The 26,563-nt window shown below is 62.5% G+C and carries 20 protein-coding genes and 1 pseudogene; 10 read left to right on the top strand and 11 right to left on the bottom strand.

Going from position 1 to position 26,563, the window contains the following annotated elements; translation table 11 throughout:
* Positions 1–246: 246 nt before the first annotated feature.
* From D6860_RS24190 to D6860_RS24140, 11 genes and pseudogenes are all read right to left on the bottom strand, one after another.
* Positions 247–1,281, bottom strand: a complete 1,035-nt coding sequence (locus D6860_RS24190; protein ID WP_036744032.1) for a DUF7146 domain-containing protein — start codon at positions 1,279–1,281, stop codon at positions 247–249.
* Positions 1,281–5,604 (bottom strand): annotated as a pseudogene (locus tag D6860_RS24185) (strawberry notch-like NTP hydrolase domain-containing protein). Before D6860_RS24185 ends, D6860_RS24190 begins: the two are co-directional and overlap by 1 nt.
* Positions 5,605–5,753: 149 nt before the next feature.
* On the bottom strand, positions 5,754–6,398 hold the full coding sequence (locus tag D6860_RS24180) for an antitoxin of toxin-antitoxin stability system (RefSeq protein WP_076623801.1): 645 nt from the start codon (positions 6,396–6,398) through the stop codon (positions 5,754–5,756).
* Positions 6,391–6,807 carry a hypothetical protein gene (locus D6860_RS24175; protein WP_076623800.1) on the bottom strand — a complete coding sequence of 139 codons (417 nt, stop codon included), beginning with the start codon at positions 6,805–6,807 and terminating at the stop codon, positions 6,391–6,393. The genes D6860_RS24180 and D6860_RS24175 overlap by 8 nt, the downstream gene beginning before the upstream one ends.
* Positions 6,808–6,872: 65 nt before the next feature.
* Complete coding sequence (locus D6860_RS24170; RefSeq protein WP_076623799.1) at positions 6,873–7,424, bottom strand: hypothetical protein; 552 nt, start codon at positions 7,422–7,424, stop codon at positions 6,873–6,875.
* Positions 7,425–7,624: 200 nt separating this feature from the next.
* Entirely contained in the window at positions 7,625–7,789 is a 165-nt protein-coding gene (locus tag D6860_RS24165; RefSeq protein WP_009573755.1) for a hypothetical protein, read from the bottom strand.
* A gap of 415 nt (positions 7,790–8,204) precedes the next feature.
* Entirely contained in the window at positions 8,205–8,510 is a 306-nt protein-coding gene (locus D6860_RS24160) for a hypothetical protein (protein WP_076623798.1), read from the bottom strand.
* A 97-nt stretch (positions 8,511–8,607) separates the two neighbouring features.
* Complete coding sequence (locus tag D6860_RS24155; RefSeq protein WP_076623797.1) at positions 8,608–10,734, bottom strand: ParB/RepB/Spo0J family partition protein; 2,127 nt, start codon at positions 10,732–10,734, stop codon at positions 8,608–8,610.
* A gap of 117 nt (positions 10,735–10,851) precedes the next feature.
* Entirely contained in the window at positions 10,852–11,340 is a 489-nt protein-coding gene (gene radC, locus D6860_RS24150; RefSeq protein WP_179949466.1) for a RadC family protein, read from the bottom strand.
* A 121-nt stretch (positions 11,341–11,461) separates the two neighbouring features.
* Positions 11,462–11,857, bottom strand: coding sequence for a DUF2958 domain-containing protein (locus D6860_RS24145; protein ID WP_076623795.1), 396 nt, complete (start codon positions 11,855–11,857; stop codon positions 11,462–11,464).
* Positions 11,854–12,816 carry an ArdC family protein gene (locus tag D6860_RS24140; protein WP_076623794.1) on the bottom strand — a complete coding sequence of 321 codons (963 nt, stop codon included), beginning with the start codon at positions 12,814–12,816 and terminating at the stop codon, positions 11,854–11,856. Before D6860_RS24140 ends, D6860_RS24145 begins: the two co-directional genes overlap by 4 nt.
* A 441-nt stretch (positions 12,817–13,257) precedes the next feature.
* On the opposite strand from D6860_RS24140, the gene D6860_RS24135 reads away from it, so the two are divergent.
* The 10 genes from D6860_RS24135 to D6860_RS24090 all read left to right on the top strand — a co-directional run.
* Positions 13,258–14,487, top strand: a complete 1,230-nt coding sequence (locus D6860_RS24135; RefSeq protein ID WP_202117927.1) for a hypothetical protein — start codon at positions 13,258–13,260, stop codon at positions 14,485–14,487.
* A gap of 235 nt (positions 14,488–14,722) precedes the next feature.
* Complete coding sequence (locus D6860_RS24130) at positions 14,723–14,986, top strand: pyocin activator PrtN family protein (protein WP_020043354.1); 264 nt, start codon at positions 14,723–14,725, stop codon at positions 14,984–14,986.
* Positions 14,987–15,121: 135 nt separating this feature from the next.
* Positions 15,122–15,715, top strand: coding sequence for a DUF6088 family protein (locus tag D6860_RS24125; protein WP_076623792.1), 594 nt, complete (start codon positions 15,122–15,124; stop codon positions 15,713–15,715).
* A complete protein-coding gene (locus D6860_RS24120) occupies positions 15,708–16,742 on the top strand; it encodes a nucleotidyl transferase AbiEii/AbiGii toxin family protein (RefSeq protein WP_076623791.1) in 1,035 nt (344 codons plus the stop codon). The genes D6860_RS24125 and D6860_RS24120 overlap by 8 nt, the downstream gene beginning before the upstream one ends.
* A 128-nt stretch (positions 16,743–16,870) precedes the next feature.
* Positions 16,871–17,536, top strand: coding sequence for a hypothetical protein (locus tag D6860_RS24115; protein ID WP_128549321.1), 666 nt, complete (start codon positions 16,871–16,873; stop codon positions 17,534–17,536).
* A 284-nt stretch (positions 17,537–17,820) separates the two neighbouring features.
* Entirely contained in the window at positions 17,821–19,056 is a 1,236-nt protein-coding gene (locus tag D6860_RS24110) for a metallophosphoesterase family protein (protein ID WP_076625380.1), read from the top strand.
* Complete coding sequence (locus D6860_RS24105) at positions 19,056–22,493, top strand: ATP-binding protein (protein ID WP_076623790.1); 3,438 nt, start codon at positions 19,056–19,058, stop codon at positions 22,491–22,493. Before D6860_RS24110 ends, D6860_RS24105 begins: the two co-directional genes overlap by 1 nt.
* A gap of 24 nt (positions 22,494–22,517) precedes the next feature.
* The gene (locus tag D6860_RS24100; RefSeq protein ID WP_076623789.1) at positions 22,518–23,858 is read left to right on the top strand and encodes an anti-phage deoxyguanosine triphosphatase; all 1,341 of its coding nucleotides are present in this window, start codon (positions 22,518–22,520) and stop codon (positions 23,856–23,858) included.
* Between the two features lie 424 nt (positions 23,859–24,282).
* On the top strand, positions 24,283–25,425 hold the full coding sequence (locus tag D6860_RS24095; RefSeq protein WP_229743372.1) for a hypothetical protein: 1,143 nt from the start codon (positions 24,283–24,285) through the stop codon (positions 25,423–25,425).
* 574 nt (positions 25,426–25,999) lie between these two features.
* Positions 26,000–26,563, top strand: a 564-nt coding sequence (locus D6860_RS24090; protein ID WP_164845662.1) for a DUF2971 domain-containing protein, incomplete at its 3' end; no start/stop codon positions are given.

The following is a 26,563-nucleotide window of genomic DNA, read 5'->3' as shown; positions in this document are numbered from 1 at the left end:
AGCCCGGCTGATTTGCTTCGCGCTGTAAAGGCGGGGGAGACGGGGTCCCCACGCGACCTGTCGCGTGGGGTGGCGGGCCGCCGACGGAAATCAGTCGGGCGCCGCCATTGCCGGGCCGGAGCGTTTGTGGGCTGCTCGCCCTCTCAAGAAGGCCAAGGCGCGGTCCCCTTGCCGAGGTGCCCCAACCCCTTGCCCATGGCGGGATCGGTCATCCCCGAGCACGGCCCTCTCTGGCTATTGTGCGCGCTATATGAAACGGCTGACGTCCTCAGGGGCAATCTGCACCCGGATCTGCGCCCGAAGCGCCTCCAGGCCGAAGCTGACGAGATCGTCGTTGAAATCTCCCAGCATGGGCGAGAGCGTGATGGCCTCGATCCCGGCTCCGATGGCCCGGTCCACCAGGCTGTCCCGCGCGGCGTCACCTGCCGGATCGTTGTCGCGGACGATGTAGAGCCTGCGCAGATGCGGGGAGAACTGGATGGCGGAGAGATGCCCGGCCGAAAGTGCGGAGGCCATCGGCATCCTGGGCAATGCCTGCCGCAGCGAGAGGATGGTTTCGATCCCCTCGCCTGCCGCCATAACATCCTGCGCCCCGCCAAACCGGACGGCGTTTCCCAGCAGGTCTCCCATCGCCTTCCTCGGCGGATCGACAGGTGCCTTGCCGGAACCGTCGCGCATGAGCCAGGTGCGATGCGCACCGGTGATCCTGCCGTCGAGGTCGGTGACGGCGGCGATCATGGCCGGCCAGGTTTCGGTCGGGCCATCGTCCTCGGGCCGCCAGTAACTGTTGGGATGGAACCGCAGACTTGCGGTTCCGCGTAAATCCGCAATGCCGCGTGTCCGTAAATAAGTCTCTGCGAGACTGCCGGTGAGCGGCTGCGTCATGCGCCAGAGGCGACGGGCGGCTTCGGACGATCCCGATGGTACTGGCGGTGTTTGGGCCCTGCGGGATTGCAGCACCGGTTCAGGATCCGGTAGACTGAGGAAGCGGCGCGCTTCTTCGGCAATGTCGGCGAAGTCAATGAGGCCAAGGCTTTCACCGATCACGTCGAGCAGATCGCCATGCTCACCGCTCTGGGCATCGGTCCATTTTCCAGCCGCACCCTTACCGGCCTCCGGCCCGGTCAGACGGACGAACATCGAACGACCGGGCGTGTTTCGCACATCCCCAACCTGCCAGTAATTGCCCTGTTTGCGCCCATTCGAGAGATAGTGGCGGCACACCGCCTCGGCCTGGAGACCAAGACGCTGCGCCAGCTCGGAAGCGTTGAGACGTGCCATCACGCGGCCTCCCGCTCGGAAATGCGCTCGACGGGGAAGCGGTCGAGCAGTTTACCGATGACCGCCGGGCCGGTTGCATCGACGGGCACGAAGAAGCGCAGCTTCCAGGAGATTATCTCGCTGAAGAGCCCATAGGCCCGCAGGCGTTCGCGCATTGCGTCGGTGAAGCCGGTCAGTTCGATCCGGTTCGCGCCCATGACGCGGACGCGGCGCAGTTGCAGCCCCTCGGTGAGATCAAGGATCGTTCGGCCTTCGATCAACGCGGCATAGGCGGCATCCGGCGTCAGGCTGCTGGTGACGCCGCTGGTCGAAGCATTGGCGGCCCATGCGGGCGAGACCCGGCGACCGATAATGCGCTCGCCCTCGTCGGTCTGGAGCCGATAGACGCGGGAGGAGTCCTGCGGCAGGCGCTTCCAGATCGGCAGCAGCAGCCCGGTCACCATATGCAGGATGCTGTCGGTAAACTCCGGCACTTCCACAAGCTCCGCCTTCCAGGCCGTGGCGAAGTCAGCGTGGTCCACCTCGACCCAGCGGGTCTCGCCCATCGCCCGCACCGGAATGTTCATCGCCTCCATCGGCCGGATCAGACGAACGCGCCGTTCGATCTCGCCGTCATCCAGCATCACGCTGGTGGTCGGGATCTGCACGGCGGCACGACCGGACCGCTCGTTGATGAGCAATCTTCGCCCGCGGATCATCCTGTTCCGCCAAGGCCGCATCCAGCGTGATGGGCTGATTTCGCTTGCGCTCGGTGAGCGTCAGGAGCCGGGTTTCCGCCCCTGTGCCCGGATGGGTGTGGATCACCTGCCGGTCGGTGACGATGAAGCTTTCGGCCTTCAGCGTTTCCAGCCCCATGTCATAGGTGCCGGATGCAATGGCCCCATCGATCCGCGCCTGCAGAAGCTGCTCGAAGGCCGAGAACAGGATGCCCTGCAACTCGATGGTCAGCGCCAGCAGTCGGTTGAGGAAAGTGGTGATCGGCGGCAGATCGTCCTTGATGCCGTTCGCGTCCATCAGCTTCAGGCCGGTGGCGGATTCAAACCTTTCAAGCGAGCAGCCCTCGACCTTGCCGCGCACTACAGCCAAATAGAGCTGGCGCAGCGCATCGCGGGCATAGGCGGATTCCAGATTGTCCTCGGGCCGGAACAGGCCCTGTCCACCGGTCTGGCGCTGGCCGCGGGTGATCGCGCCGAGGGTGTCGAGACGACGCGCGATCGTGCTGAGGAACCGCTTCTCGGCCTTCACATCCGTGGCGATGGGCCGGAAGAGCGGTGGTTGCGCCTGATTGGTGCGGTTGGTGCGCCCGAGCCCCTGAATGGCGGCATCGGCCTTCCAGCCCGGCTCCAGCAGGTAATGCACCCGCAGGCGCTGGTTCCGCACCGAGAGGTCCGCGTGATAGCTGCGCCCCGTGCCCCCGGCATCAGAGAAGATGAGGATGCGCTTCTGGTCATCCATGAAGGCCGAGGTCTCCGCAAGGTTCGCGGAGGGCGCACGGTTCTCGACGGCAAGGCGGGCCGATGCGCCTTCGCCCTTGCGCACGATGCGGCGCGAGCGGCCGGTGACCTCCGCCACCAGATCGGTGCGAAAGCGCTGGACGATCTGGTCGAGTGCTCCCGGCACGGGCGGCAGCGAGCCGAGCTGTTCGAGCATCTCGTTCCGCCGGGCCAAGGCTTCGCGGCTCTCGACCGGCTGACCGTCCCGGAACACGGGCCGCGACGAAAGATTGCCCTCACCATCGGTGAAGGGTTCGTAAAGCTGAACGGGGAAGGAATGCTGCAAATACGAGCCGACATATTCCCGCGGCGTGACATCGACGGAAATGTCGTTCCATTCCTCGGTCGGGATCTCCGCCAGCCGCCGTTCCATCAGCGCCTCGCCGGTCGAGACAATCTGGATGACGGCCGCATGGCCGGCCGCCAGATCGGCATCGATCGAGCGGATCAGCGTCGGGGTTTTCATCGAGGTGAGCAGATGGCCGAAGAAGCGCTGCTTAGTGCTTTCAAAGGCCGAACGCGCCGCCGACTTGGCCTGGCGGTTCAACGTCCCCTCGCTGCCGGTGATGTTGGCCGCCTCCATCGCCGCGTCCAGGTTCCCATGAATGACGGCGAACGCGGCCGCGTAAGCATCATAGATGCGCCGCTGTTCATCCGTGATCTGATGCTCGATCAGTTCATATTCGACGCCATCATAGGAAAGCGAGCGGGCGGTGTAGAGGCCGAGGGACCGCAGATCGCGGGCGAGCACTTCCATGGCCGCCACGCCGCCCGCTTCAATCGCTTCGACGAACTCGGCGCGGGTCTGGAACGGGAAATCCTCGCCACCCCAGAGGCCGAGCCGCTGCGCATAGGCGAGATTGTGAACCGTCGTGGCCCCGGTCGCCGAGACATAGACCACGCGGGCATCCGGCAGGGCATGCTGGAGCCGCAGGCCCGCACGCCCCTGCTGCGAAGCGGCGACATCACCGCGTTCGCCTTTTCCGCCACCGGCATTCTGCATGGCATGGCTCTCGTCGAAAATGATGACTCCATCGAAGTCGGATCCCAACCATTCGACGATCTGCTTGACGCGCGAAACCTTCTCGCTCCGGTCGTCGGAGCGTAGCGTGGCATAGGTGGTAAACAGGATGCCTTCCGACAGCGTGATCGGCTTGCCTTGCGAGAAGCGTGACAGTGGCGTGACAAGCAGGCGTTCCATGCCAAGCGCCGACCAGTCGCGTTGCGCGTCCTCGATCAGCTTGTCGGATTTGGAAATCCAGATCGCCTTGCGCCGACCTCGAAGCCAGTTGTCGAGAATGATGGCGGCCGACTGGCGGCCCTTGCCAGCGCCGGTGCCGTCACCGAGCATGAAGCCCCGGCGGAAGCGGACAGCACCGGCGGCATCCTCGGCGGCGGCGCGCACGTTGTCGAAATGCTCGTCCACGGCCCAGGCACCGGCGAGGTGATCGGCATGGGCTTCACCGGCATAGATCACCGTTTCAAGCTGGGCGTCCGACAGTCGGGTGCGGATGTCGGACGGCAGCATGGGCCGGTAGGACGGCTTTGGCGGCGCGACCGAGGCCATGGCAGCGGATTGCACCAGCCTGGTCGGATGCGGCTCGGCGCCGGGAATACGCAACGATTGCAGCGCATATTCCTCATAGATCGCGTCCGACAAGCGCGCGCCCTCGGGCGGCGCCCAGTCCACGGTCTCATACTCGAGCTCCACCCCCTCGGGATCGGACGCTGGTGCAGCGACGGGTCGGGACGCTGTGGCGCGAGCGAGATAGCCGCGCACGGTCTTCGGGGCAGCCGCCAGCACGGGAGAAGCGACCTTCGGCAGCGACACCGGCAAACGCAGCGGAAGCTGGCTTTCGATCCAGCCGAGCAGCGTGACAACGTCGGGTGCAGTTCCTGCCGAGGCCGGGAAGACTGACGGATCGTCGGCGGGCAGCTTGTCGATCACCGTCAGCCGCGTGTCGATGCTGGTGCCATGCCTGGCGAAGACCGCTCCGTCGATGGCCGCGGTGAAGACCACGCGGCCGCGGTCCTGCAGGCGTATGAAGGCGTCGCGCCAGGCCGGAGCCTCGGGGCCGAAATTCGAGCCGGTGATCGTGACCAGCCGTCCGCCGGGGGCGAGCCGGGCCAGTGCCGAAGCGACATGCCGGTATGCGGCATCTGAGACGCGCCCGGTGACGTTCGCCATGACCGAGAATGGCGGATTCATCAGCACAACGGATGGCACAGCATCCGTGGCCAGATGATCGTCGATCTGGGCAGCATCGAACCGGGTGATCGGAAAAGCCGGAAAGAGGGAAGAGAGAAGATCGGCGCGGGTCTCGGCAAGCTCGTTGAGGATCAGCGAGCCGCCGGCAGTCTGGGCGAGGATCGCCATAAGGCCGGAGCCGGCCGAGGGCTCCAGTACCACATCGTCCGGCGTGATCGCGGCCGCCGCCAACGCGGCAAGGCCGAGTGGCAGAGGCGTGCTGAACTGCTGGAAGCTCTGACTTTCTTCGGAGCGGCGGGTCTGCGTCGGTAGTAACCCCGCGATCTTCGCCAGAGGGCCGAGCCGGGACGCCGGAGAGGCGGCTTTGCGGAACAGCGCCTTTCCGTATTTGCGCAGGAACAGAACCGTGGCGACCTCGCAGGCCTCATAGGCGAGCTTCCAGTCCCAGGCGCCGGTGGCGTCGGACGCGCCGAAAGCGGTCTCCATGGCGCTTCGCAGGGCCGCGGTATCGACGCGCTGGCCGCGTTCGAGATGGGGAAGGAGGAGATTGGCGGCGGCCAGGATCGCGGGTGCGGCGCCGAGCGGCGTGACCGGATCGATCACGGGAGACGAGATGTTCATGTCGGAGATCCTCGGAGAGCTGGAGGGACAAGCCCGGACGGCGCTCTCTCTCGACCACCCGGACTCACCCCGTCCCGGCACCTCTCTGACTCTGGAAACGACGACATGAACAAAGCGCCCCGACCGGATGGTGGGGGCGCTTGTCAGGATCAGCCGAACCTGCGTCCGGCTTCGGTGAAGGTGTAACCGTTGGCGATGATGGCCTCATCGACGACCTCATCCGAGGACAGATAGTCGTATTCGCGCTCGAGCTGGCGGTAGAGCCAGCGGGCGAGATCGCGCAACGCCTCGATAACCACCTCCTCGGCGTCGGCGGTCAAGTCCTGCCAACTCAGGCTGTCACGCTCGACCGAGATCGCCATGCAATACTCATGGTAATAATGGCCGCGATGGGTGGCTTCGGCGCGTAGCTGGTAGAAATTACGCCGCTGGACCGCCTGCAGGGCATCGGCGATGCGGTGCAACTCGGTATCCTGCGGCGCGTATTCCCTGATCAGGCGCGGCGCGCCCTTGCGATAGGCATAGAAAGTTTCGAAGCAGGCGCCATCCCCCTGGCTCCAGAAGCCCCGGAACCAGATGCAGGGTTCCTGCCGTGTGCCACCGCCCATTAGCCGGACGGTGCGGGTCTTGAGGTTCAGCCCGAGGATTTCGGCGACGCGCTGGAAATCCTCATAGACGGCATCGTACCAGTCATCGTCGAAGCCACCTTCGCGATACCAGGCACGGGCTTTGTCCCTGGCTGCATCGGAAAGCTCTTCGAGGCGATAGACAGTGATCTCGATGAGCTCACTCATAGGGATTGCCTCCCTCCAGAACGATGGAAAGCCAACCATCGGTATTGATCCAGTCCACCGTCTCGCCGGTAGCGAGATCGAGGACGTGCGCCCCGCCGCCGAACCCGTCGATCCTCGGGCGTGAGCAGCTATTGGCGTATTGCATCCCCCATAGGCCGGTGAGACCGAACTCCTTCGCGCAGCGTTTGACGAATTGGATGACATGCTCAGGATCGCCGGTGCCATCATCGTGCATCCAGAGCTGGGTTCCGCCATGCTCGGGTTGAATAGAAAGCAGAAACCCGTCCGAAGGCGGATCCTCAGCGGCATTCTCATCCGAGAGCGCATTGTAAAGATCGAGCGCGCGGGCGGCCTGCTCGGGGGTGCCCACATCGAGCAGGCAGGAGAAATGGGTGAAATAGTCGGCCATGATGGTCTCCTGAGAAGACATGGCCCGGCGTGACACCGAGCCGAATGGGATGGAAAGGGTGAAGCTCAGGCGGCCTGTGGCAGGCGGAGCAGATCGGCCGCGGTCTCGCGCCAGAAGGGATCAACCAATCGTGCCTCCAGCGCCGCGGCGCGGTAACGCAGCCGTCTCGCATCACAGGGCTCCGAGGGTCGGAATGCCATACCGCGCAGTCGGCTGGCTTCGGTCACAATCCTGCGTGCCTCGGCATCGGATGCGACCGGCTGTTGCCAGATGATAGCCCGGGCACGGATGCAGCCTGCCAAGACCAGGCGGTGCTCCCGGTCTTCGATGAGCATGATACGCGGACGGAAATGCGTGAAGCTGTCCGGTCCGGTGCAGATGCTGCCCTGTGACAAGCGCAGCGACGCAAAGCGCATGGCGTCTTCGGCCGACAGGCACTCCCCGAGCGGAATGATGCGGTCGAAACTGTCGCCGGCTTCACCATCGCCATGACTGGCGGTGCCGAGGCAGGAGACCCGCAGGGGCAGCGTCCGTGGCCGGGCGAGCGCAGGCATGACGTCGGTCGCAACCATCTGGCTAATGGGGCGAAAGGTGTCGAAACTGGAAAACGTGGTCATCGGGATCACTCCATGACGGGCGCCGGTGAGCCTCTCTCTCCAGACCTCAACCCGTCACGGCCGAAAGGCCCGCACTCTTCCTCTCTGACCGGGCTTGTTCCCGGTTCCGCTGCCGACGATGGGGGACCACCGTGAGGCACTGAAGGCCCGAAGCGCGGGTCTCCACGCTCGGGCCGTTTGGGGTGAGGCGCTTTCGCGCCTTACTCCCATGGATCAAGTTCCAGCTTCACCATGTCCTCATCGCCGTCGAACTCGTCGGCGGGCATGGCGCCGTGGGTTCCGTCCCCGGCCTGGAACACGACGATCACGACCATCAGAGTGGTGGCGAGGCTGGCGGCGAAAGCGGTGGCATCTGCATAGGACATCGGGATTGGCTCCTGTCACTGGAGGCGGGGGACCATCCCCCGCGCGACAGGCGCCCGACGTGTCTGACCGGATCTGCACTCACCCTCGGGCGTTCGGATTTTTTCCGAATCCCCGAGGGCGGCACGTCTGCGTAAGCCGACCCCTCCGGGGTTGAATGTCAAAGAGACGGATCAGACCAAGGTTAGCGAATGGAAGCGGGGGTGGTGTCTTGCATCCAACAGGCGCCGGATCCCCCCTTGCAGATGCCCCGCCCGGCCAGCCTTGCCGCCACGCTGGCATCAGGAATGTGGTCGAGGACGGGGGCGGAAACCGATGCCGAACATAATGACCGGCACCGTGGTGATGCTGGAATTGGTGCCATACAGGCAGACGACACGACAACCGCGGTGGCTATCGTCAGACGTGAACGGGCCTTCAGTCCCAGAGCCCATCGGCAATCTCGCGGGCGATCAGGGAGCGCGCGGTCATCATCACGTCGTCACCGCTGGTGTCGATATGACCGTAGAACCGGGCATGACCGCCGTTCGCGGTCCAATCGGCGTAGCTGCAGTATTCGGGGGCTTCGAGACGGAAGGCGCGCATGTCGTCCGCCCAATGCGGCTTCGGCTCTACTACCACGGTGATGCCATCGCGGGTTTCCTCCCAGGGCAGCGTACGTTCGGATGGCGGACTGGCGCGGTTTTCATGGAATATTCGGTCGATATCGATCGTTGCAGACATCAGGGTTCTCCAAAGAAAAAGCCCGGTCACGAGGACCGGGCAAGTTGCGGAAACGGAACGGGTGTGGCGGGGCAGCGAAGGCCACCCCGCCTGAGGATCATTCTGCAGCGACCATCGACTGCTCCTCGTCCTCCGTGGCGTCTTCATCCTCGCCATCGCCGGCAAGGAATTCAGGCAGATCATCCGCCTCCGTGTCGCCCCCGGCATCCAACGCGATATCGGCATCGGGATCGACCATGCGCAGCGGCTCCGGCAACCAGCCGGTTTCAGCCAGCAGGCGCTCGGCCTCCTTGGCCATGTCGCCCTTCTTCAGATGGTCGATGAGCTGCGCCGCCCGTTCGCCGGCGCCTTCGCGCACCGCCTCGATGATCCGCGGCTTGGTCACGCGGCCGAGATAGTTGCCGACGGTCGGCCGCCAGCCCACCGCCACCATGTCGAGGCCCGTCGCCCGCGCCAGCCGGTCGGCCTGGGACAGGCGAATGTCCAGCCCGTGCTGGCTGACGCCCATACCGCCATAGGGGTTGGGCTTCTCGTGCAAGGCGTTGACGCCGAAGCTGATGCAATGGGCGAGCAACTCCATGCGGGTGTCGTCGTCCTGATCGACCAGCCAGTCCCAGAGCGCGGCATCGTCAGCCGGGATGTGATCACCCCAGCGTTCGTGCCGCTCGGCGATGGCGCGCGCCGAGACACTTTCGCCGAGGTCGTCGGCTTGCGCCGGGAAATGAACCTCCCGGACATGGGCCTCAAGGCACCCCCTGATGGAGTGCGGCAGGAAGCAATCGGCGACCAGCCGGTGCAGCAGCGCCGACATGGCGACATGCGGGTTGGTCGCCACGGCATCGCGGAGCGCCAGCGTGCGATGCGCGGTCAGCTCGCTGACGAGCCGATCGGGCAGCGGTCGGATGGTCTCAAGCTCTTCGTCCTCCTCGGGGTCGGTCGCCGTACCGCCCAAGGTGATGACAGCGCGCTGCATACCACCGGACTCGCCGCCCTCGAGAGAACACCCATCGGCGCCATCGCCTTCCTGACCGTCCGCCGCCTCGTCTTCGGGGCGGACATAACCGCGCTCGACGGCAAGCTGGCCGTCATGGCGGATGCTGACGAAGACACCGGCGCGAGCCATCTGGTCGGCGTCATAGCGCATCGGCCGGGCCTCGAAGGCCTCCAGCGTCACCTCGATCTCGCCGAGCCGTGCGTCCACCTCGTCGGGGAACTCGTCGGCTTGGGCGCATTCCGCCTCCAGCGCGTCGAACTCGTCCCGCAGCTTCTCACGCTCGGCACGTTCGTCGTCGGTCAGATCGACTGTGGTGCCGGTCAGGCGACGCAGGCGACTGGTATGGCCATAGGGGAAGTCCACCGCGACCTCGATCCACTTCCAGCCCTCGGCGGCGATGGTCTCCGCCTCGGCCTTCAGCTTCTCGCCCGCCAGCCGGTCGAGCAGCACCGGGTCCTGGAGCCAACCGCCATCGTCCTGCTGGAACAGATCGCGCAGAACATAGCCGCCCGCCGCCTCATAAGCCTCGATACCGACGAAGAGCGCCCGCTTGTCGGAGGCCCGCACCGTGGTCTCGGTCAGCATGCGTCGGATGGTGTAAGGCTCCTTCTGCCAGCCATCCTTGATCGCCTCCCAGACCTGTTCCTGGCGGGCATGGTTGTCGGAGACGGTGAAGGCCATCAGCTGTTCCAGCGTCATGCCGTCCTCGGCATAGGTCTCGAGCAGCGCCGGCGAGACCGAGACCAGGCGCAGGCGCTGCTTCACCACCTTGGCGTCGACGAAAAAGGCGGCGGCAATTTCCTCCTCGCTCATGCCCTTCTCACGAAGGACCTGGAAGGCGCGGTACTGATCGAGCGGATGCAGCGGCGCGCGCTCGATATTCTCTGCGAGCGAGACCTCGTCGATGAGGATGTCGTCACTGGCCTCCGAGACGATACAAGGCACTGGCGTGGTCTTGTTGAGGCGCTTCTGCTTGACCAGCAATTCCAGCGCACGATAGCGGCGGCCGCCAGCCGGCACCTCGAAGAGGCCGGTTTCCTGCCCTTCGGCGTCGAGCTCGGGCCGGACATGCAGGGACTGGATCAGCCCGCGGCGGGCGATGGACTCGGCCAGTTCCTCGACCGAGATGCCGGCCTTCACCCGCCGGACGTTGGACTGGCTGAGCACCAGCTTGTTGAAGGGGATGTCGCGCGAGGACGACAGGGTGATCTTCTGCGTGGCAGTGGCCATGTCAGGGTCTCCATGACGGACGCCGGGGAGCCTCTCTCTCCGGCAACCAGCCCGTCACGAAACTCCCCCCACGCCTTTCCCTCTCATGGCCGAGCCGAGGATGATCGCGCAGACCCATCAGAGGTCGCCGCGGGCGCGCAGGCTGGTCTCCCGGCCAGCCCCGGTGATGATGTGGTCGTGCAGTATCACCCCCAGGGACGCAGAGGCGTTTCGGATTTCTTTCGTCATCGCGAGGTCGGCCGCCGAGGGCTCGGGATCGCCGGCCGGATGATTGTGGACGATGATCAGCGCCGAGGCATTGAGTGCCAGGCAGCGCCGCAGCACCTCCCGGGGATAGACCGGGACATGATCGACTGTGCCGATGGCGAGGCATTCGTCGGAGATCAGCCGGTTCCTCCGGTCGAGATAGAGGACATGGAACCGCTCCACATCGCCCCTGATGGTGAGGGCGCAATAGTCGAGCACCGCCTGCCAGGACGACAGGACAGGGTTCTGGTTGAGATGGCGCAGCAGGATCTGCCGGGCTTCATAGACCACGGCCTGCTCCTGGGCCGAGAACCGGAGCGGCTGCGGTTCGACGGCGGGTGTTCTCATCTTTCGTGTCATGGTCCTGTTCTCCAACGGGCAGTCGGCCGGGCGCCGTACTTTCACCGCGTCACGAGGAGAAGCGCCGCCCTCGTCCTTCGAAGAGAGCGGCGCCGAGCGTGGAAAGCCGGAAACCCGGACATCAGGAATGCCGGGCCTCCGTATCGGAGGGTGGCCTGATCGACAGGCGGCCCGAGCGGTAAAGCAGGCGCTCGGCATCGCGGATGCTGCCGGCCTGGCGCGCGGTGTCGGCCCAGACCGAGATCGGCACGTCGCCGGTGAAGAGTAAATCGCGCTCGATCCCCATGCCGAAGGGCAGCCGGATCGAGCACAGTTCATCGAAGCTCCAGGAGCCAAGCTCGGGATAGCCGATATCGGCCAGGCCGAACATGATGTCACCGTCCGCGTCCAGTTCGGCCGCGAGCCAGACGCCGGCACCAAAGGGATTGAAGAATTTGACGACAGGAATGTGATCGACATCCGGTTGGCGACCATTGGCGAGAAGGTGCGCGCGCTGCGCATCTGTCAGGAGGATCATGCCGCAGCGCTCCCTTCCGCCGAGGTCTGCCGCTCAACATCGGTGCTGTCGTCGGGCAGATGGGCCAGCAGCCAGTCGGCCGCCTTGCTGGCCTGCGAGGCTGCACGGACGATCGCGCGGGAATCCTCGCGCATCACCTCCAGCCACGAGCCCACGTAGTCGGCGTGGCGCACCGTCGGGACGATCCCGAGCGAGGCGCAACAGAACGCGCTCGAAATCTCGGCGATCAGTTCCTCGAAGGCGTATTTCCTCGTTCCGAAGCCGCCCGAGAAATCCCGAGCCAGGCGGGCGCTGTGCCCCGTGGCATGCCCCATCTCGTGCAGCGCCGTGCGGTGCCAGTTGATCGGCTCGAAATACGCCTGCGGAGGTGGGACCTGCACATAGTCGAGCGCGGGGACATAGAAGGCGCGGTTGCCACCGATCCGGAAGTCGATACCGGTCTTCGCGATCAGCGTCTCGACCTGCGGCTCGATCAGCCCAGGCGGCGGTGGCGGCGCCTCTACGGCGATGTCGTCGGGCAGACCATCGCATTGCGCCGCATTGAACACGGTAAAGCGCTTCAGGAACGGGATGCTGTTTGCATCTTCCCCGGTCTCCCGGGCGCGGCGCTTCTCGTCTTCAGGCGTGAAACGGTCGGCATAGACGACGGTGGTGCCCCGCTCGCCCTTGCGGACATTGCCGCCGAGCGACAGCGCCTGGCGGAAGGTCAGCCAGTGCTGGGTTGGATAGCCCCGCTGGATGACCGCGCCCCATAGGATCAGGACATTGATCCCGGAGTATTGCCGACCCGTGCTGGCGTTTCGCGGCATGGCGAGCGGCGCTTGCGCCGCCGCGGTTCCCCAGGGCTGGACCCAGGGCAGCCGGCCTTCCTCCAACTCGGCGATGATCTTGTCGGTGATGTCGTCATAAAGGTTCGTTCGCGGGCCACTCTTGTGGGCCGCGCGATGCTCTCTGGTCATCGGGATGATCTCCGCGACGGGCGCCGGAGGCCTCTCCTCCAGCCCTCAACCCGTCACGGAAAACCCGCCCGCACTTTCACTCTGAAGGGGGCGTTGCGGGGTCTCCCCGCTGATGGGGGTGCGTCGGCAACGCCAGTGCCGACCAGGGGGAAGGCTTTCCCCTCCCGGCTATTCACCGGCGGCTTTAAAGACTAGAAATGGATATCTCTAGACGTCGTGGGAGCAGGCTTGAAACGCTCAATCGGCGCCCCCCAATTGAGTTGACGGAACGAAGTTTTGAGAGCGCTACCGCAATGGGAATTCAGCATCTATGCGCTGGCCCTCCCCAATGGGCATGGGTTCGGAAACCGGCCCCCTGTCGGCGCATGGCTCAGCGAAGACGGTCTCTCATGTGGCATTCTCAGGCACGATCTGAACGATCGCTCCTATGGGGTGCTAGTCATGCGGCGGCGAACCGACCAAGTCTGGACGGTGACGGCCGAGCGTGAAGGCTATGCCGCTGAAAAAGAAGCCCTCGCCCAGTTGCCACCTCTCCTGAAAGACGGCGAGCCTCCGGAACCTGTTCCACCCGGCGTCATGCAGCGGCCCGCGCTCTATGATCTGGAAGGGAGGACGGCGAGCGAAGTGTTCGCGACGTTGACGCTGCCGTCCCATCGCCCCGCGGCATGGACACTCAACCAGCTCTATCTCGCGCTTCCAAAGCCAGATCGAAACTGGGCAGGAGATTGCCAGACGAACAACTTTCACACGCGGTTGTGGGAGGCGCAGTTGCTGGCGACGTTTCGCGAGCAGGGATTGCTCGTGACCCAACCATATGAGTCCCCGGATTTCCGCATAGAGAACAGGCTTGGCGGTTCGGCATGGGTGGAAGCCGTGACGGCCAATCCCGCAGATCCTTACAACCATGTGAACGCGCCGCCGAGCGCCTTGCCAGCCGACCGGGAAGAGGCGTTTTTCGGCGCCGGAGCTTTGCGCTTTGCCAAAACGATCGGCAACAAGCTTGCTCGCAACTACGATCAGTTGCCGCATGTAAAGGGGCAGCCCTTCGCCCTGGCGATTGCGGACTTTCAGGCACCGGCATCGATGATCTGGAGCCGGGAAGGACTGATTGGATATCTCTATGGCGAGGGCGCAGAAGAGGTTGAAATCGACGGGCGCATGCATGCGCGTCCGACGAAGGCATCCCACCTCAAGGGCAAGGCCAGATTTCCCGCCGGCCTGTTTGCCGATGCGGGCCATGCCGAACTCTCAGCAGTTATCTTTTCGAACGCGTGTTCGATGGCCAAGCTCAACCGCGTTGCGGTATCGGGTCAGGGCGCGCCGCGTGGACTGCGATACATGCGGATTGGCAACTTCTATGACAGGACGCCGGGCGCTCTCAGGGGCATCCCTTTCTGCCTGGATGTGACCAGCGATGAATATCGCAACCTTTGGCCGACAGGGAGTGAACCGTGGTCGGCTGAAATCGAGGTCTTTCACAATCCGTTCGCGCACCACCCCTTGCCATTTGAGCTTCTGCCGGAGGCAACACACTGGTTCGACCAGGATGGTGAGACGGTGTGTCGGAGTTTCTACGAGACCTCGATCCTTTGGTCCCAGACACTGATCCAGAACGACACGGACCCACCGCCAACTCTGGAGCAACTGATGTCGAAGGGTCCAAAGGCGTGAAAGGCATCATGCCGAATGCACCGAAAGTGCTCGCATTCGATCACCCGAGAATGTTTGCGCCCCAAGGTACGCCTTGCGCACGACCACCTGGGCATGGGCTCCTGCCCCTTCACGCGCTTCAGATGATCCCCCGACCCAACGTACCCATCCGATTTGCGCTCTATGCTATCCGTCTCCCCGACAACCGGCTGCGCGCCCTTCTCCCATCTCTGCGAGCGTGTTTCACTCCGGGATCATGAACACGGCATTTCTCTTGATAGCGATGTATTCCGGGCGACCGATCATTCCCGCTGAGGATGTCGCCAGGGATTTTTTCGGTCTGAGTACCGACAAGTTCATCCGCAAAGTCTCGGCCGGTTCGATCGCCCTCCCCCTCGTCCGAATGGAAGCGTCGCAGAAATGCGCCAAAGGCGTCCATATCGATGATCTGGCCGAGTACCTGGACAAGAGGCGGGCTGCAGCCGTCAAGGAATGCCTGCAACTGCAGGGTCTTCGGTAGGCGTGTTCCCATCTGAAAATCGCCGAAGGCCAGCCTGCTACCCATGGCACCAAGCCACCACCCTCTTCATCTCGCTCAACAGCACGGATTGAATTCTGTCAGAAAACTGCGTATATTTCTGACAGGAGAACGATCATGCAGCACCTTGCAGAACAGATATTGACCCATGCAGAGGGACTTCCGGAAGGAGCGCCACTTGCCGCAAAGGGCCTGCTGCACCTCGGCAGCCGTGCCGGTGTGGATCAGGCCTTGTCGCGCCTTGCCGAGCGCGGCCAGTTGATCCGTGCCGGGCGCGGCGTTTACCTGCGACCGATCAAAAGCCGGTTTGGAACGCGCGCTCCGTCCGTGGAACAGGCCGTCGAGGCCCTCGCGGCGCAACGTGGCGAAGTCATCGTTCCAACCGGCGCCGCCGAAGCGAATGCACTTGGCCTGACCACGCAAGTGCCTGTTCGCTCCGTGTACCTGACCTCGGGTCGCAGCCGCACGCTCTCCTTGGGCAAACAACTCGTGGAACTGCGCCACGCCCCCCGATGGCAACTCGCCCTCGGGAAGAGGCCGGCTGGCAGTGCTGTTCGCGCCCTAGCCTGGCTCGGACCGGAACACGCAGAGACAGCTCTTAGATCGCTGAAGCAGAAACTGCCGGCAGCGGCGTTTGACGAATTGGTAACCGCAGCACCGCAGTTCCCGACCTGGCTTGCACGCAGTGTCGGAAAGGCGGCGCATGTCTGAACCCTTCCTGTCTTTGCCGCCTGCAGACCGCAAGGAAGCCCTGGCCGTAGCTGCAGATCGCTCCGGGCGGCCCGCGCACCTGCTCGAAAAGGACGTCTGGGTTGTCTGGGCCCTTCAGACCCTCTTCAGTTCCGAGCTTGGTGAGCACCTCGTTTTCAAGGGCGGAACATCCCTTTCCAAAGCCTATGGGGTGATCAAGCGCTTCTCTGAAGATGTTGATCTGACCTATGACATTCGGGCAATCGCGCCTGATCTGGTAGGCGAACGCGCCGAACCCCTACCAACCACACGCAGTGAGGAAAAGCGCTGGTCGAAAGCTGTTCGGGATCGATTGCCGAAATGGGTCGTCGAAACGACGCAGCCCCTGATCCAGGACGCCATTGCAGCGCAAGGGCTGTCAGCCTCGACACGGGCAGATGGCGACAAGCTTTTCATCGACTACGAGGCCGCCTCTTCTGGCTCCGGTTACATCGCCCCCAGCGTCATGCTGGAATTCGGCGCGAGGTCTACGGGCGAACCGGCGAGCCTGCGTGACGTCGCCTGCGACGCAAACGGGCTGATCGAGGGCGTGACCTTTCCGACCGCGACACCGCGCGTGATGCATGCCGAACGAACCTTTTGGGAGAAGGCCACGGCGATCCATGTCTTCTGCGTCCAGGGACGGCTCCGTGGGGAGCGCTTCGCGCGCCATTGGCATGACCTGGTACGCCTCGACGATGCAGGCATCGCGGATGTGGCTATTTCCGACCGAGACCTCGCCTCAGCAGTCGCGCGGCACAAGCGTATGTTCTTCCCGGAGAAGACGGCCGGCGGAACACCCGTGGACTATGAAGCCGCGGTTCATGGCAATCTGCAACTGGTCCCAAACGGAGAGGCTCGCACCGCGCTTGCGGCCGACTACGCGCACATGGTCGACGACGGCCTATTGATTGAAGACGCTGAGCGTTTCGACGACCTCATCGAACGTTGCGCATCCATTGCCGAGCGCGCAAAGCTCGCAGCAAACAATCAGCACATCCGCACCTGAGCAGGTGGGCATACAGACTTCACGCCAGATAGCGGAGATCCGATGATCTTGGCAATGTCACGTCTTGACGCAATGCCAAGGGTCGTTTTGACTTCAAATCTGTATTTCATCCTGCATCCGAGGCGCGCGTGCGACGAACGTCAAAGACCGAATTTCTCAGAGGGTTAGGCGAATATAATCCCGGCGCACATGGGCCTTCGGGAACATCCTCAGAGCGGCAAAGACTAAAAGAAAAAATCGCCGCATATGATGCTCAACGCGGCGGCGTTTGGAACTACGAGGATCTCTATCATATCCTGACTATGATCCTGAAAGGATACCCCGTAGATAAGGCGCGCGACACGATTGCGGCCTTGGATGGGCCTGGGGAAGCCGCTGCAAAACTAGGAATCTTTGACGGAATCTGCGGATATATTCCAATTGGTAAGGCAAATTTCATCGAACGTGAGCGACGGACTATCGCCTTCGGAAAGCATGAAGTCGACATTTCACCTGATTTTAGCTTCAAGGCAAATCAGGAAATTTTCGAAGTCTTCATTTATCCCTATAAGTCACCTCCACTCAAGCAGCAACAGAGGCATGCGATCGTTAACGCCATTGCCGCGGCCGAGAGGCAAGTCCCGCATTTCTTAATATTGGCAGAGTACCCAGAACTATCCGGGATACGAAAATTCAGAGCAGAAACCTTTGATTTTCGTTACAGAGTTACTGAAGAGGGCTTCATCAAGCATATGGAAACCTTCTATGATCTCCTCGACGAACGATCCAAAACAGGAGATTTATTCGGAGGATAGTGCATGGGCGACGATCGTGGCTGCCGCACTTGCGATCCCCCGCCGCATGACCCGCCGCCTCAGAACTTTAGCTGAAAAGTCATTGACGCACCCCAGCCACTTCATAAAGCAACAGGCCACTATCGCATAATTTCGATGGAGGATGGCATGGTGGCCCGCAGGAAGAAACGTGCCGCAGAAACTTCACTATCGAGCAACCTCTCGCGCCCGGAGCCAAATGAAACTTCCCTTACTTTTCAATACGCAAGCGCCAGGCTCACGTGATCTATGTCAGGGGTTCGATCTTGATTAAAATTCTTCACACTGCTGACGTCCATTTGGACTCTCCCCTCAGGTCACTGGCCTTGCGCAACTCGGACCTTCGCGACGCGGTTGCAGCAGCCTCCCGGTCCGCTTTCCGCGGACTGGTCGATTTCGCCATCTCCGAACAGCTCTCCGCAGTCCTGATTTCCGGCGATCTATTCGATGGAAAAGAGCGCAGCGCAAGAACGGGCGCCTTCCTGATGGCCGAGCTTGATCGCCTTGGCGATGCCGGGATCAAAGTTTTCTACATCAAAGGCAATCATGATGCCGAGAACCCGATCACCGGAACGCTCGATCTGCCTGCCCACGTTCACGCTTTCGATGCACGCGGCGGCATGGAGCCGCTGACAGACGACATCGTGATCCACGGTGTCAGCTTCGCGGACCGTCACGCGCCCGACAGCCTTCTGCCGCGGTTCAAACCGCCGGTTCCGGGCGCGGTGAATATCGCCATGCTGCACAGCTCGCTGGGCGGTGCGGTGGGCCATGATATCTATGCCCCCTGCAGCCTCGCCGATCTGGCCGGCATGGGGTTCGATTATTGGGCGCTCGGCCATATCCACAAACGGCAGGTCCATTCAGCCGCTCCCTGGATTGTCATGCCCGGCACCCCGCAGGGGCGCGATATAGGCGAGTCCGGCCCAAAATCCGCAACGCTGCTGACCATCGATCAGGGCCGGATAGACATTAGCGAAGTGCCCAGTTCCGTCGTGGAATTCGCCCAAAGCGAACTGGATGTGACAGAAACCGAGAGCGACGAGGCCCTGCGCGCGCTGCTGAAGTCCCACCTGAAAGCGCTGCGCAACCAGATCGCGGCGCCGGTCGGCGTGATCCGACTGATCTTGACCGGGACGCCAAAGCGCCACTGGCAAATCCTACGGGATCGCGATGTCTGGATCGAACAGGTGAACGAGCTTGCCCAGGCCACCGGGGAACTCTGGATCGACAAGCTCCTGTTCGACCTGCCGCCGCCGGACGCAACCGAAGGCGCAAGCGGCGCCGCAGACGAACTGGCGACGATCATGGCAACGATCCGCGGCGAGCCCGGCTTTGCCGCCCTCGCCCGCGACGAGGTCGAGACCGTCCTGCAGGAACTGCCCGTTGCCCTGCGCGACCGCTTGCTGCCGGATGAGGCCGCGCGCGATGCGATGGTGGATAAATTGGCCAAGGCCGGCGCCGACGTCGTCCTGGCCCAGATGAAGGGGGCCGGACACTGATGCGGCTCCAGCGCCTCTCCCTTGATCGTTTCGGCCATTTCACCGACCGGCACTTCGACTTTGGCTCGGCCTCCGATGGCCATGATTTCCACATCATCTATGGCCCGAACGAAGCCGGAAAAACCACCACGATGGAAGCCGTCCTACGGCTATTCTACGGCTTCCCGCTGCGGGAGGGGTATGCGTTCAAGCATCCGCGCAATAACCTCCAAGTCTCGGCCAGGCTGGATATCGACGGTGTCTTGCGTGATTTCACGCGGCTGCCGACGCGCAGCGGATCGCTGGTCGACGCGACCGGCACCGCGCTGCCCGAGGCTGCCCTCTCCGCCCATCTCGCGGGATTGTCCGAAGAGGATTACCGCCGCCTGCTCTGCCTTGACGACGAGACGATCGAACGCGGCGGCGAAGAGATCGCAAATGCCGAAGGGGATATCGGGCGCCTGCTCTTTTCCGCTGCAGCGGGCGTGGCCGACCTGAGCACCGTTCTGGATCACGTCCGCGAGCGGGCCGACGCGCTCTGGAAAAAACGCGGACGCACCACCCGCAAGGCCGAGTGGAAACGCGCCTTGGCCGATGTGGAAAAGGAAATCAAGGACCGCGACGTGACCGCCAGCGCCTGGAAGGCCCTCAAGAAAGATTTGGGCAAGGCACAAGAGGCCGAGCGGGAGGCGCGCAAGACGCGGGATGTGCTGAATCTGACGAAGGCACGGATGGAGGCGCAGAGGCGTGCCCTGCCCCTGATGGGCGAGATACAGGAACTGGAACAGGCGATTGCACCTTTCGCGTCCTATCCAGATCATCTGGATTTCGATCCGGAACGGCTGATCGAGCTACACAGAGATCGCGGGCTAGCCACACAGAATATCGCAGGCCTGACCGAGCAGATCGCGCGCCTCAGGGCAGATCGCGAATCCCTCGCTCTGGATCCAAAACTTGTTGATCTCTCGAACACGCTAGCGGCGCTAGAGGACCTCGCCGCACGGGATCGCACCGCACAGCTCGACCTCGATAGGCGCGAGCAGGAACGGCAGGCCGCGCAGACATCGATGCAGCAGGCCGCATGGGATCTTGGGCTCACCTCGCCGGAGGTCGATCTGCAAGGGCTGGTCCTGTCGGGCGCCGATATTGCGTCTCTGGAGAGCGCCAGGGAAACGCTGCGCGAGGCGATTTCCCAAGAAAAGATCGAGGCGCGCGAAACCGCCGAATTGAAAGAGCGGGTGATCGCCGCGACCGCAGCCATGCAGGATGTCGCGCCCCAGGACGACGATCGGCCACGGGTCGCAGATATTCTGCTGCGCTTCGATGCCGAGACCCTCGCCCCTGCCTACGCCGCAGCGCAACAGGCAATCGGGGATATGAAGATCAAGGCGCGGCGCTCCCTGGCTGCGCTCTCATTCGCAGGCGTCACTTTCGATCATCTACCCGCCTGCCCGACCTCCCGTCACCAGGCAACCAACTGGGCCGAGCGCCATCAGGACTTGCTTCACAACCTGCGCACGACAACGGCAAAGCGCGACGAGCATCTGGAGGACGCGGAGGCCCGCGGCGCTCAGGCCAAATCGCTGGCCCGGGACGCAAAGCTCATCTCCGATGCCGATGCCGAGGATCTGCGCGCGCGGCGCGATGCACGCTGGGCAGAGCATCTTGCCGCCTTGGACAGACAGACCGCCGCCGTTTTCCACGAGGCGATGCAAGCGCATGATATCGCTGCCCAAGCGCGATTGGCGCAGTCGCGCGAACTGGCACAGCTCCGCGAAATCGGCCAGGCCGAAGCCCAGGCGCGCACCCGTGCGGCTCAGGCCGACAAACGGCTGCAAACTCTTCGCGAAGACCGCAGCACTATCGAGGCCGCTGTCAGCGCAGCGGCAGCTCAGGTCGGCCTTCCAGACAGCATCACACCCGCCGAATGGTTGGACTGGAGCCTAAGTCATGACGCGGCCAGCGAAGATGCCCAGGCCCTGCGCGACACGGAAGAGGCCAATCAATCCACCCTCCAACGCGCCGACGCCCTACTGGCCGAGCTGACCCGGACCCTGCCCTTTCCCCCGGCAGACCTGACCGGCGCCCTGGCGGCGGCCCGGCGTCAAGCCGAGGACGACCGCAAAGAAACCGACGCCCATGCAACGGCCGAGACAACCCTGCGACAGGCGCGACGGGATCTCGCCCGGCGCGAAGAGCGTTACGCAAAAGCGTTTAAGGCAAGGGAGGATGCGAAGAAGACCTGGCGCGCACTGGTCCACGACCTCCTCGGAGCGGCATTGCCCCCCGAACGGCTGGAGGCATCGCTGGAGCCCCTGCGCGCTTTGCGCGAACACGAAAACGCACGCGCCGCGGCCGGGCGCCGGATCACAACCATGCAGGCGGACCAAAAGCAGTTCGCCCAGGAGATCGACAGCCTGGCACGCGCCCATGAGCAGGAGCCTCATGCAACGGCGGCAAAGACGTTCGCCGCCCTCAAAACCTTGGCGGAAAAAGCGCGCTCGGCCACTGAGACGGGCCGAAAACTCGACACCGCGATCGAGACGGCCGAGGCCGAGCTTGTCGAACACAAGGATCGGCAAAACGCCATCGACCAAGAGGTCGCGACCATCGCCATGCTTTTCCCCGATACGACCACCCCGGGCGATATCGGCGCCCTTCGCGAGGCCGCAATCCGCACGCAGAAAGCAATCGACAACCGCGCCGCGCTGGCGAAAATCACCCGCCAGGTCCTGGCCGAACTGGGCACGACCGACATCGAGACAGCCCGCGCCCAGCTTGCAGAGACCTCAGTTGCCGCATTGGAGGGCGAACTCGACAGCAACCGATCCGATCTTGCCCATGCCGAGGACGAGCTGACCCTCGCCATTCAAAACCGCACAGCCGCCGAATATGCCCTAGCCGAGGTGAAGGGAGACGACACGGTTGCGGAATTGGTCGAGCAGAAAGCGACGCTGGAACTGCAGCTCGAAGAGGCTGCCTTGGAGCATCTCGAACTTTCCCTGGGCCATCACCTCGCCTCCGACGCCATCCGGCGCTATCGCGACAGCCATCGCAGCGGCATGTTGACAGCCACGGAAGACTGCTTCGCCAGTCTCACGCAAGGCGCCTATCCGACGCTGAGTACCCAGATCGACAAGGAGTCCGAGATTTTGCTCGCCGTCGATGGCAATGGGGTCAGCAAGCGTGCGGCCGGAATGTCCAAGGGCACGCGCTTCCAACTATACTTAGCTCTGCGGGCAGCGGCCCACGAACAACTTGTCGCGCAGGGCACGAGGCTTCCGTTCTTTTGCGACGACATCTTCGAAACCTTCGACGAGGCGCGCACCAGCGCCGCCTGCCGCGTCATGGAAGCCATCGGCGGACGCGGCCAAGCGATCTACCTGACCCACCACCGCCACGTGGTCGAGATCGCAAAGAGCGTTTGCGTAACGCCTCCGGTCATTCATGAACTTTAAGACATCGCGCCGAGGAGAGTTGATTTGAGTACTTGGAATGCTCGCCGAGAGGCCTGGAACCCGCAGAAGGAAGACGCCCGGAATATCGGGGATGTCGACTATGGCCGGGTGATCCATTCGGCATCATTCAGAAGATTGCAGGGCAAGACCCAGATCCTAAATCTCGGCGACAGTGATTTCTATCGCACGCGCTTGACGCATTCCTTGGAAGTTGCTCAGATCGCGGGAGGGCTCGCAGTCCAGCTCGCGCGCAGTTTCCCCGATCACTCGGCAACGGCAAGTCTCCCGGACCGCAGCCAAATCCATGCGATCGCCTGCTCCCACGACCTGGGCCACCCACCTTTCGGCCATGGCGGTGAAGTAGCACTGAACTACTGCATGCGCGATGCGGAAGGGTTCGAGGGCAACGGCCAGACCCTGCGTCTCCTGGCACTGCTCGAAAACTTCTCTGCCGCCGCAGGGGCCAACCTGTCACGTCGTTCCATGCTTGGCGTCTTGAAATACCCTGTTGCACTCTCAAGGTTGCGCAACCCCGAATTGCGCCCGCGGTTGCAGGAGGGCCCTTCGGTTCTGCAAACCATCGACTTGAAAGCCTCGACTCCGCCAAAGGGATATCTCGACAGCGAAACCGACGTCGTCGACTGGATTCTCGAACCGCTCGGCAATGCTGATCGGGATGCCTTCACGTCGATCGAAAAGCGCGAAGGCAAGCATGCCCGCACTCTCCACAAGTCTCTCGATTGCAGCATCATGGATCTCGCGGACGATATCGCTTACGGGGTCCATGATTTGGAGGATGCCATTGCACTTCGGCTCGTCACAGAGCGCCAGTTCCGCGACCTCGTTCCCGAGGAATCCTGCAAGAGTTTTGTCGAAGAAAGACGGCTGAAGGGCCCCACCGAGAGCAACGCCCCATACGAGGCCATGGTCGACGGGCTGTTTGGCGACAGCAACACGCGCAAGCGCTGGATCAGCCGGTGGGTCAATCATCTGATTACACCCGTCCGTTTCATCGAATGTCCCGAATTCCAAGACCCCTTGATCCGCTGGCGCGTCGAGATTCCAGAAGGTCCCGCCCGCTTCCTCAAGGCCCTGAAAGAGCTCGTAATGCAGGTGGTTATTCGCAGTCCGGGCGTACAACATCTCGAATTCAAGGGGCAATCCATGGTTGTCTCGGTCTTTGAAGCAATGCAATCAGATCCAGAACGTTTGCTGCCGCGCGATGCGCATGCGAAATTGGAAGCAGCAGGTGGCGACCTCCGGCAAATCAGCGATTTCGTGGCCGGTATGACAGACACCTATCTGCTCAAGACCTATGAAAGGCTGTTCGAGCCGAGGATGGGCTCAGTGTTCGACAAGCTTTAGTGATCCCTGTCCCTAGGGCGATGCTCAACCGCTCTAGCGGCCGCGTCGAAGTTCAAGCGCGATGGCCTGGTTAAAAGCGCGAGGCCCGCGGGGAGCTACACAAGTTGCCGGGACATCATCTGGGTATCTCCCGCGACAGGCGCCGGGAACCACTCTCCCAGGCCTCAACCCCGTCGCCGTGAAACCGGTCAAACTGGTACTCTTTCTGGCAAACGATGCCTAGTTGTTGGGCTCCCACGCCTGTAATTCATCGGTGTTGACCTGCGCTCGAAAATGGCAGATGTTGATCTCGGCCTTTCTCGCAGGCCGGTGTGCCCGCCATGCGAAGCTTTGCAGCGATCTTGACTTCGAACAGCAGACTTCATGCCATCGGCGGGTCTGATTAGCAGCGGGCACCTAGTCGGATCCAGCTTGGACATGGATCATGACAGAGAACGACAAGCTTAAAACATTGAAGCTCTTGGCAAAGCGTTGCGCCAGAGCGATGGGGCAGCCGCAACATGTGGCACTCGACTTTGTTGCCAATCGTTTGGGCTTTCCTCATTGGAACGCATTGACAGGAAGCGCCAATAGAGAGTGGACCCCATCCGAAGCACAAGTCGCCTCAATCAAGGCGTTTGTGGAACGCATTACTTCCTACGAGGGCGCGGCCTTTGACCATGTATTCGGAGGGCCCAATGCAATTACTCGGGGAGATGTAAGGGGGCATCCATACGAGTTGAAAACAATGCTCGGCGACGTTTATATGGAAGGTGAGGGCTGGCGAATAGTGCTGCCAGAAAACCCCTCGGCGGCCCCTAATGTCGAGATCGACATCAGCCACGCCCAGAACAGCCCGATAAATGATCGAGTGCTGCTTGCAGAGGCGATCGGAATTGCCAAGGAGTTGATGAAGAGCGTCAAGGCACGACGATTTTCTGATTGGCCACGGCGCGCCACAAAACCGGACGCAGAGGGCACGGTCCGCCATCCGTTCTTGGAGATGGAGGAATCAAACCTCTGGTACTGCCTTCACTGCGACGCAGAGATCACCGGTCCACAGATCGCTGGAAACCAATGGCACTGCCCCGGCTGCGGCGCTTCACCGATCAACATCTTTCCAGAAGCCTTCTGGCTGGGACGGAACGATGAAAAGCCAGCGCCAGTCCAATCCCGCGCCGAAGAGCAAGAGATTGAACCCATCGTGTCAGTTGTTGATCCGCGGCCTAGGCTTGATCTCAACGAGAACCAGGTGACCCATCTGATCCGATCAGCCCTGTTCGAGGATGCCGCGAGTGCCAGCGAGCGAATGGGAGCGAGTCTGGCCGAGATCTGGGTTGATGACGATCTCGACGTGGTTGTTTCCCTCGAGGATCACTACTGGCCCGAGGACAAAGAGCCGACCGCTGCGATCAAAGTGGCCGCACTGCTTGGGATCGAAATTGAGTTGGAAGTTACTTGGTCGGATCCGTTGTTCGCATGGCCAGGTTTGGGCACTATGACCCGGAGTACGGCCGAATATACGCGCATGATGCTTGATGCCTACCGCAGTAAAGGCATCGTGGAAGAAAGGGGTGGAAACCGATAGCTCCTTAGCCTGCGCGGCTTCGACAACCAACTCGCCGGGCACCGGCAGGCGCGAAACGCCTTCAGTCTGGCGGGTTTCTCCGCCGGGTCTGAGGGGAGACCCGTTCCTCAGAACTGGATCTCATCATCGCGGTCGACCAACTCGGGATGTTCGCTCTCGGCCGAGGCTGTGTGGAAACTCGATCGAACATTGCCTGCCCTGGAACGATATTCTTGGACAGGCGCACCTGTGTAAGTTTGTTCCAATGCGGGCCGCCACAGGCAGGCCAGCAAGGAAACCATTCTTCACGAATTCGGGAAATAAGAGCTTCCATGCAGCCTCGGCCCTTTCCTGCCGTTCGTCGGGATGGTCATCTCTGCAATGCAGCTTCCCCAGTGCCGTCCTTCGAGACATCGTGCAGCATGGCCTTACAGTCGGAGGTCAATAACGCGGACCGAACTACCGTTCACTCCTGTGGTAACGCTGTCTGTTTTCCGGCTTACATGCTCAGGTTATGGATTACCGACCAAGAAGGCAGACGCTCGCCGATGGGCGGACAGAGACGGACAAGTATTGTTGAAGTTGGGAGGCGATATTGCGCGAGGTTGGCGAGCTTCATGTTAAGGGCGACGAGATGCTGTGGAAGTACTTTCGCTTCGACCGCTTTCTTTCAATGCTGACGGATAGTCGGCTCTATTTTGCATCGGCCAACCAGTTCATCGATCCGTTTGAAGGTGCCGTGGCTGTCCAGTTGAACGTGCCGCCTCCGGATCCACGCTACGCCGAAATGGAGAGTGTCGAGCGCGCCTTCTTCCGACTGAAGCGGTTGACCAAGATCAGCTGCTGGCATCGCGCCGCGTACGAGAGCGATGCCATGTGGAAGCTCTACGCTGGAGAGCACAAGGGCATCGCGATCTGCACCACGCCTGATCGCATCTGCTCAGCCTTCAAGCCCTTCCGTCTCGAACCGGAATATGACGTCGAAGATCTGTGGGGTGGTCCGGTCCAATATGTCGATCTGACAAAGGTTCACATGCGTGGCGTTGGCATGCTCGACCGGTTCTTTTTCAAGCATAGGGCCTTTGAGTGGGAGCGGGAGTATCGGCTCGCAATCTCCGTTCGCATGGCTGAAGAATTTGGCGTTGTGGCGCGACATCGC

Origin of the sequence: Salipiger sp. D13 (assembly GCF_003703915.1) — a bacterium.
Classification (GTDB): Bacteria; Pseudomonadota; Alphaproteobacteria; order Rhodobacterales; family Rhodobacteraceae; genus Salipiger; species Salipiger profundus.
This window is presented reverse-complemented; position numbering and strand designations above follow the sequence as displayed.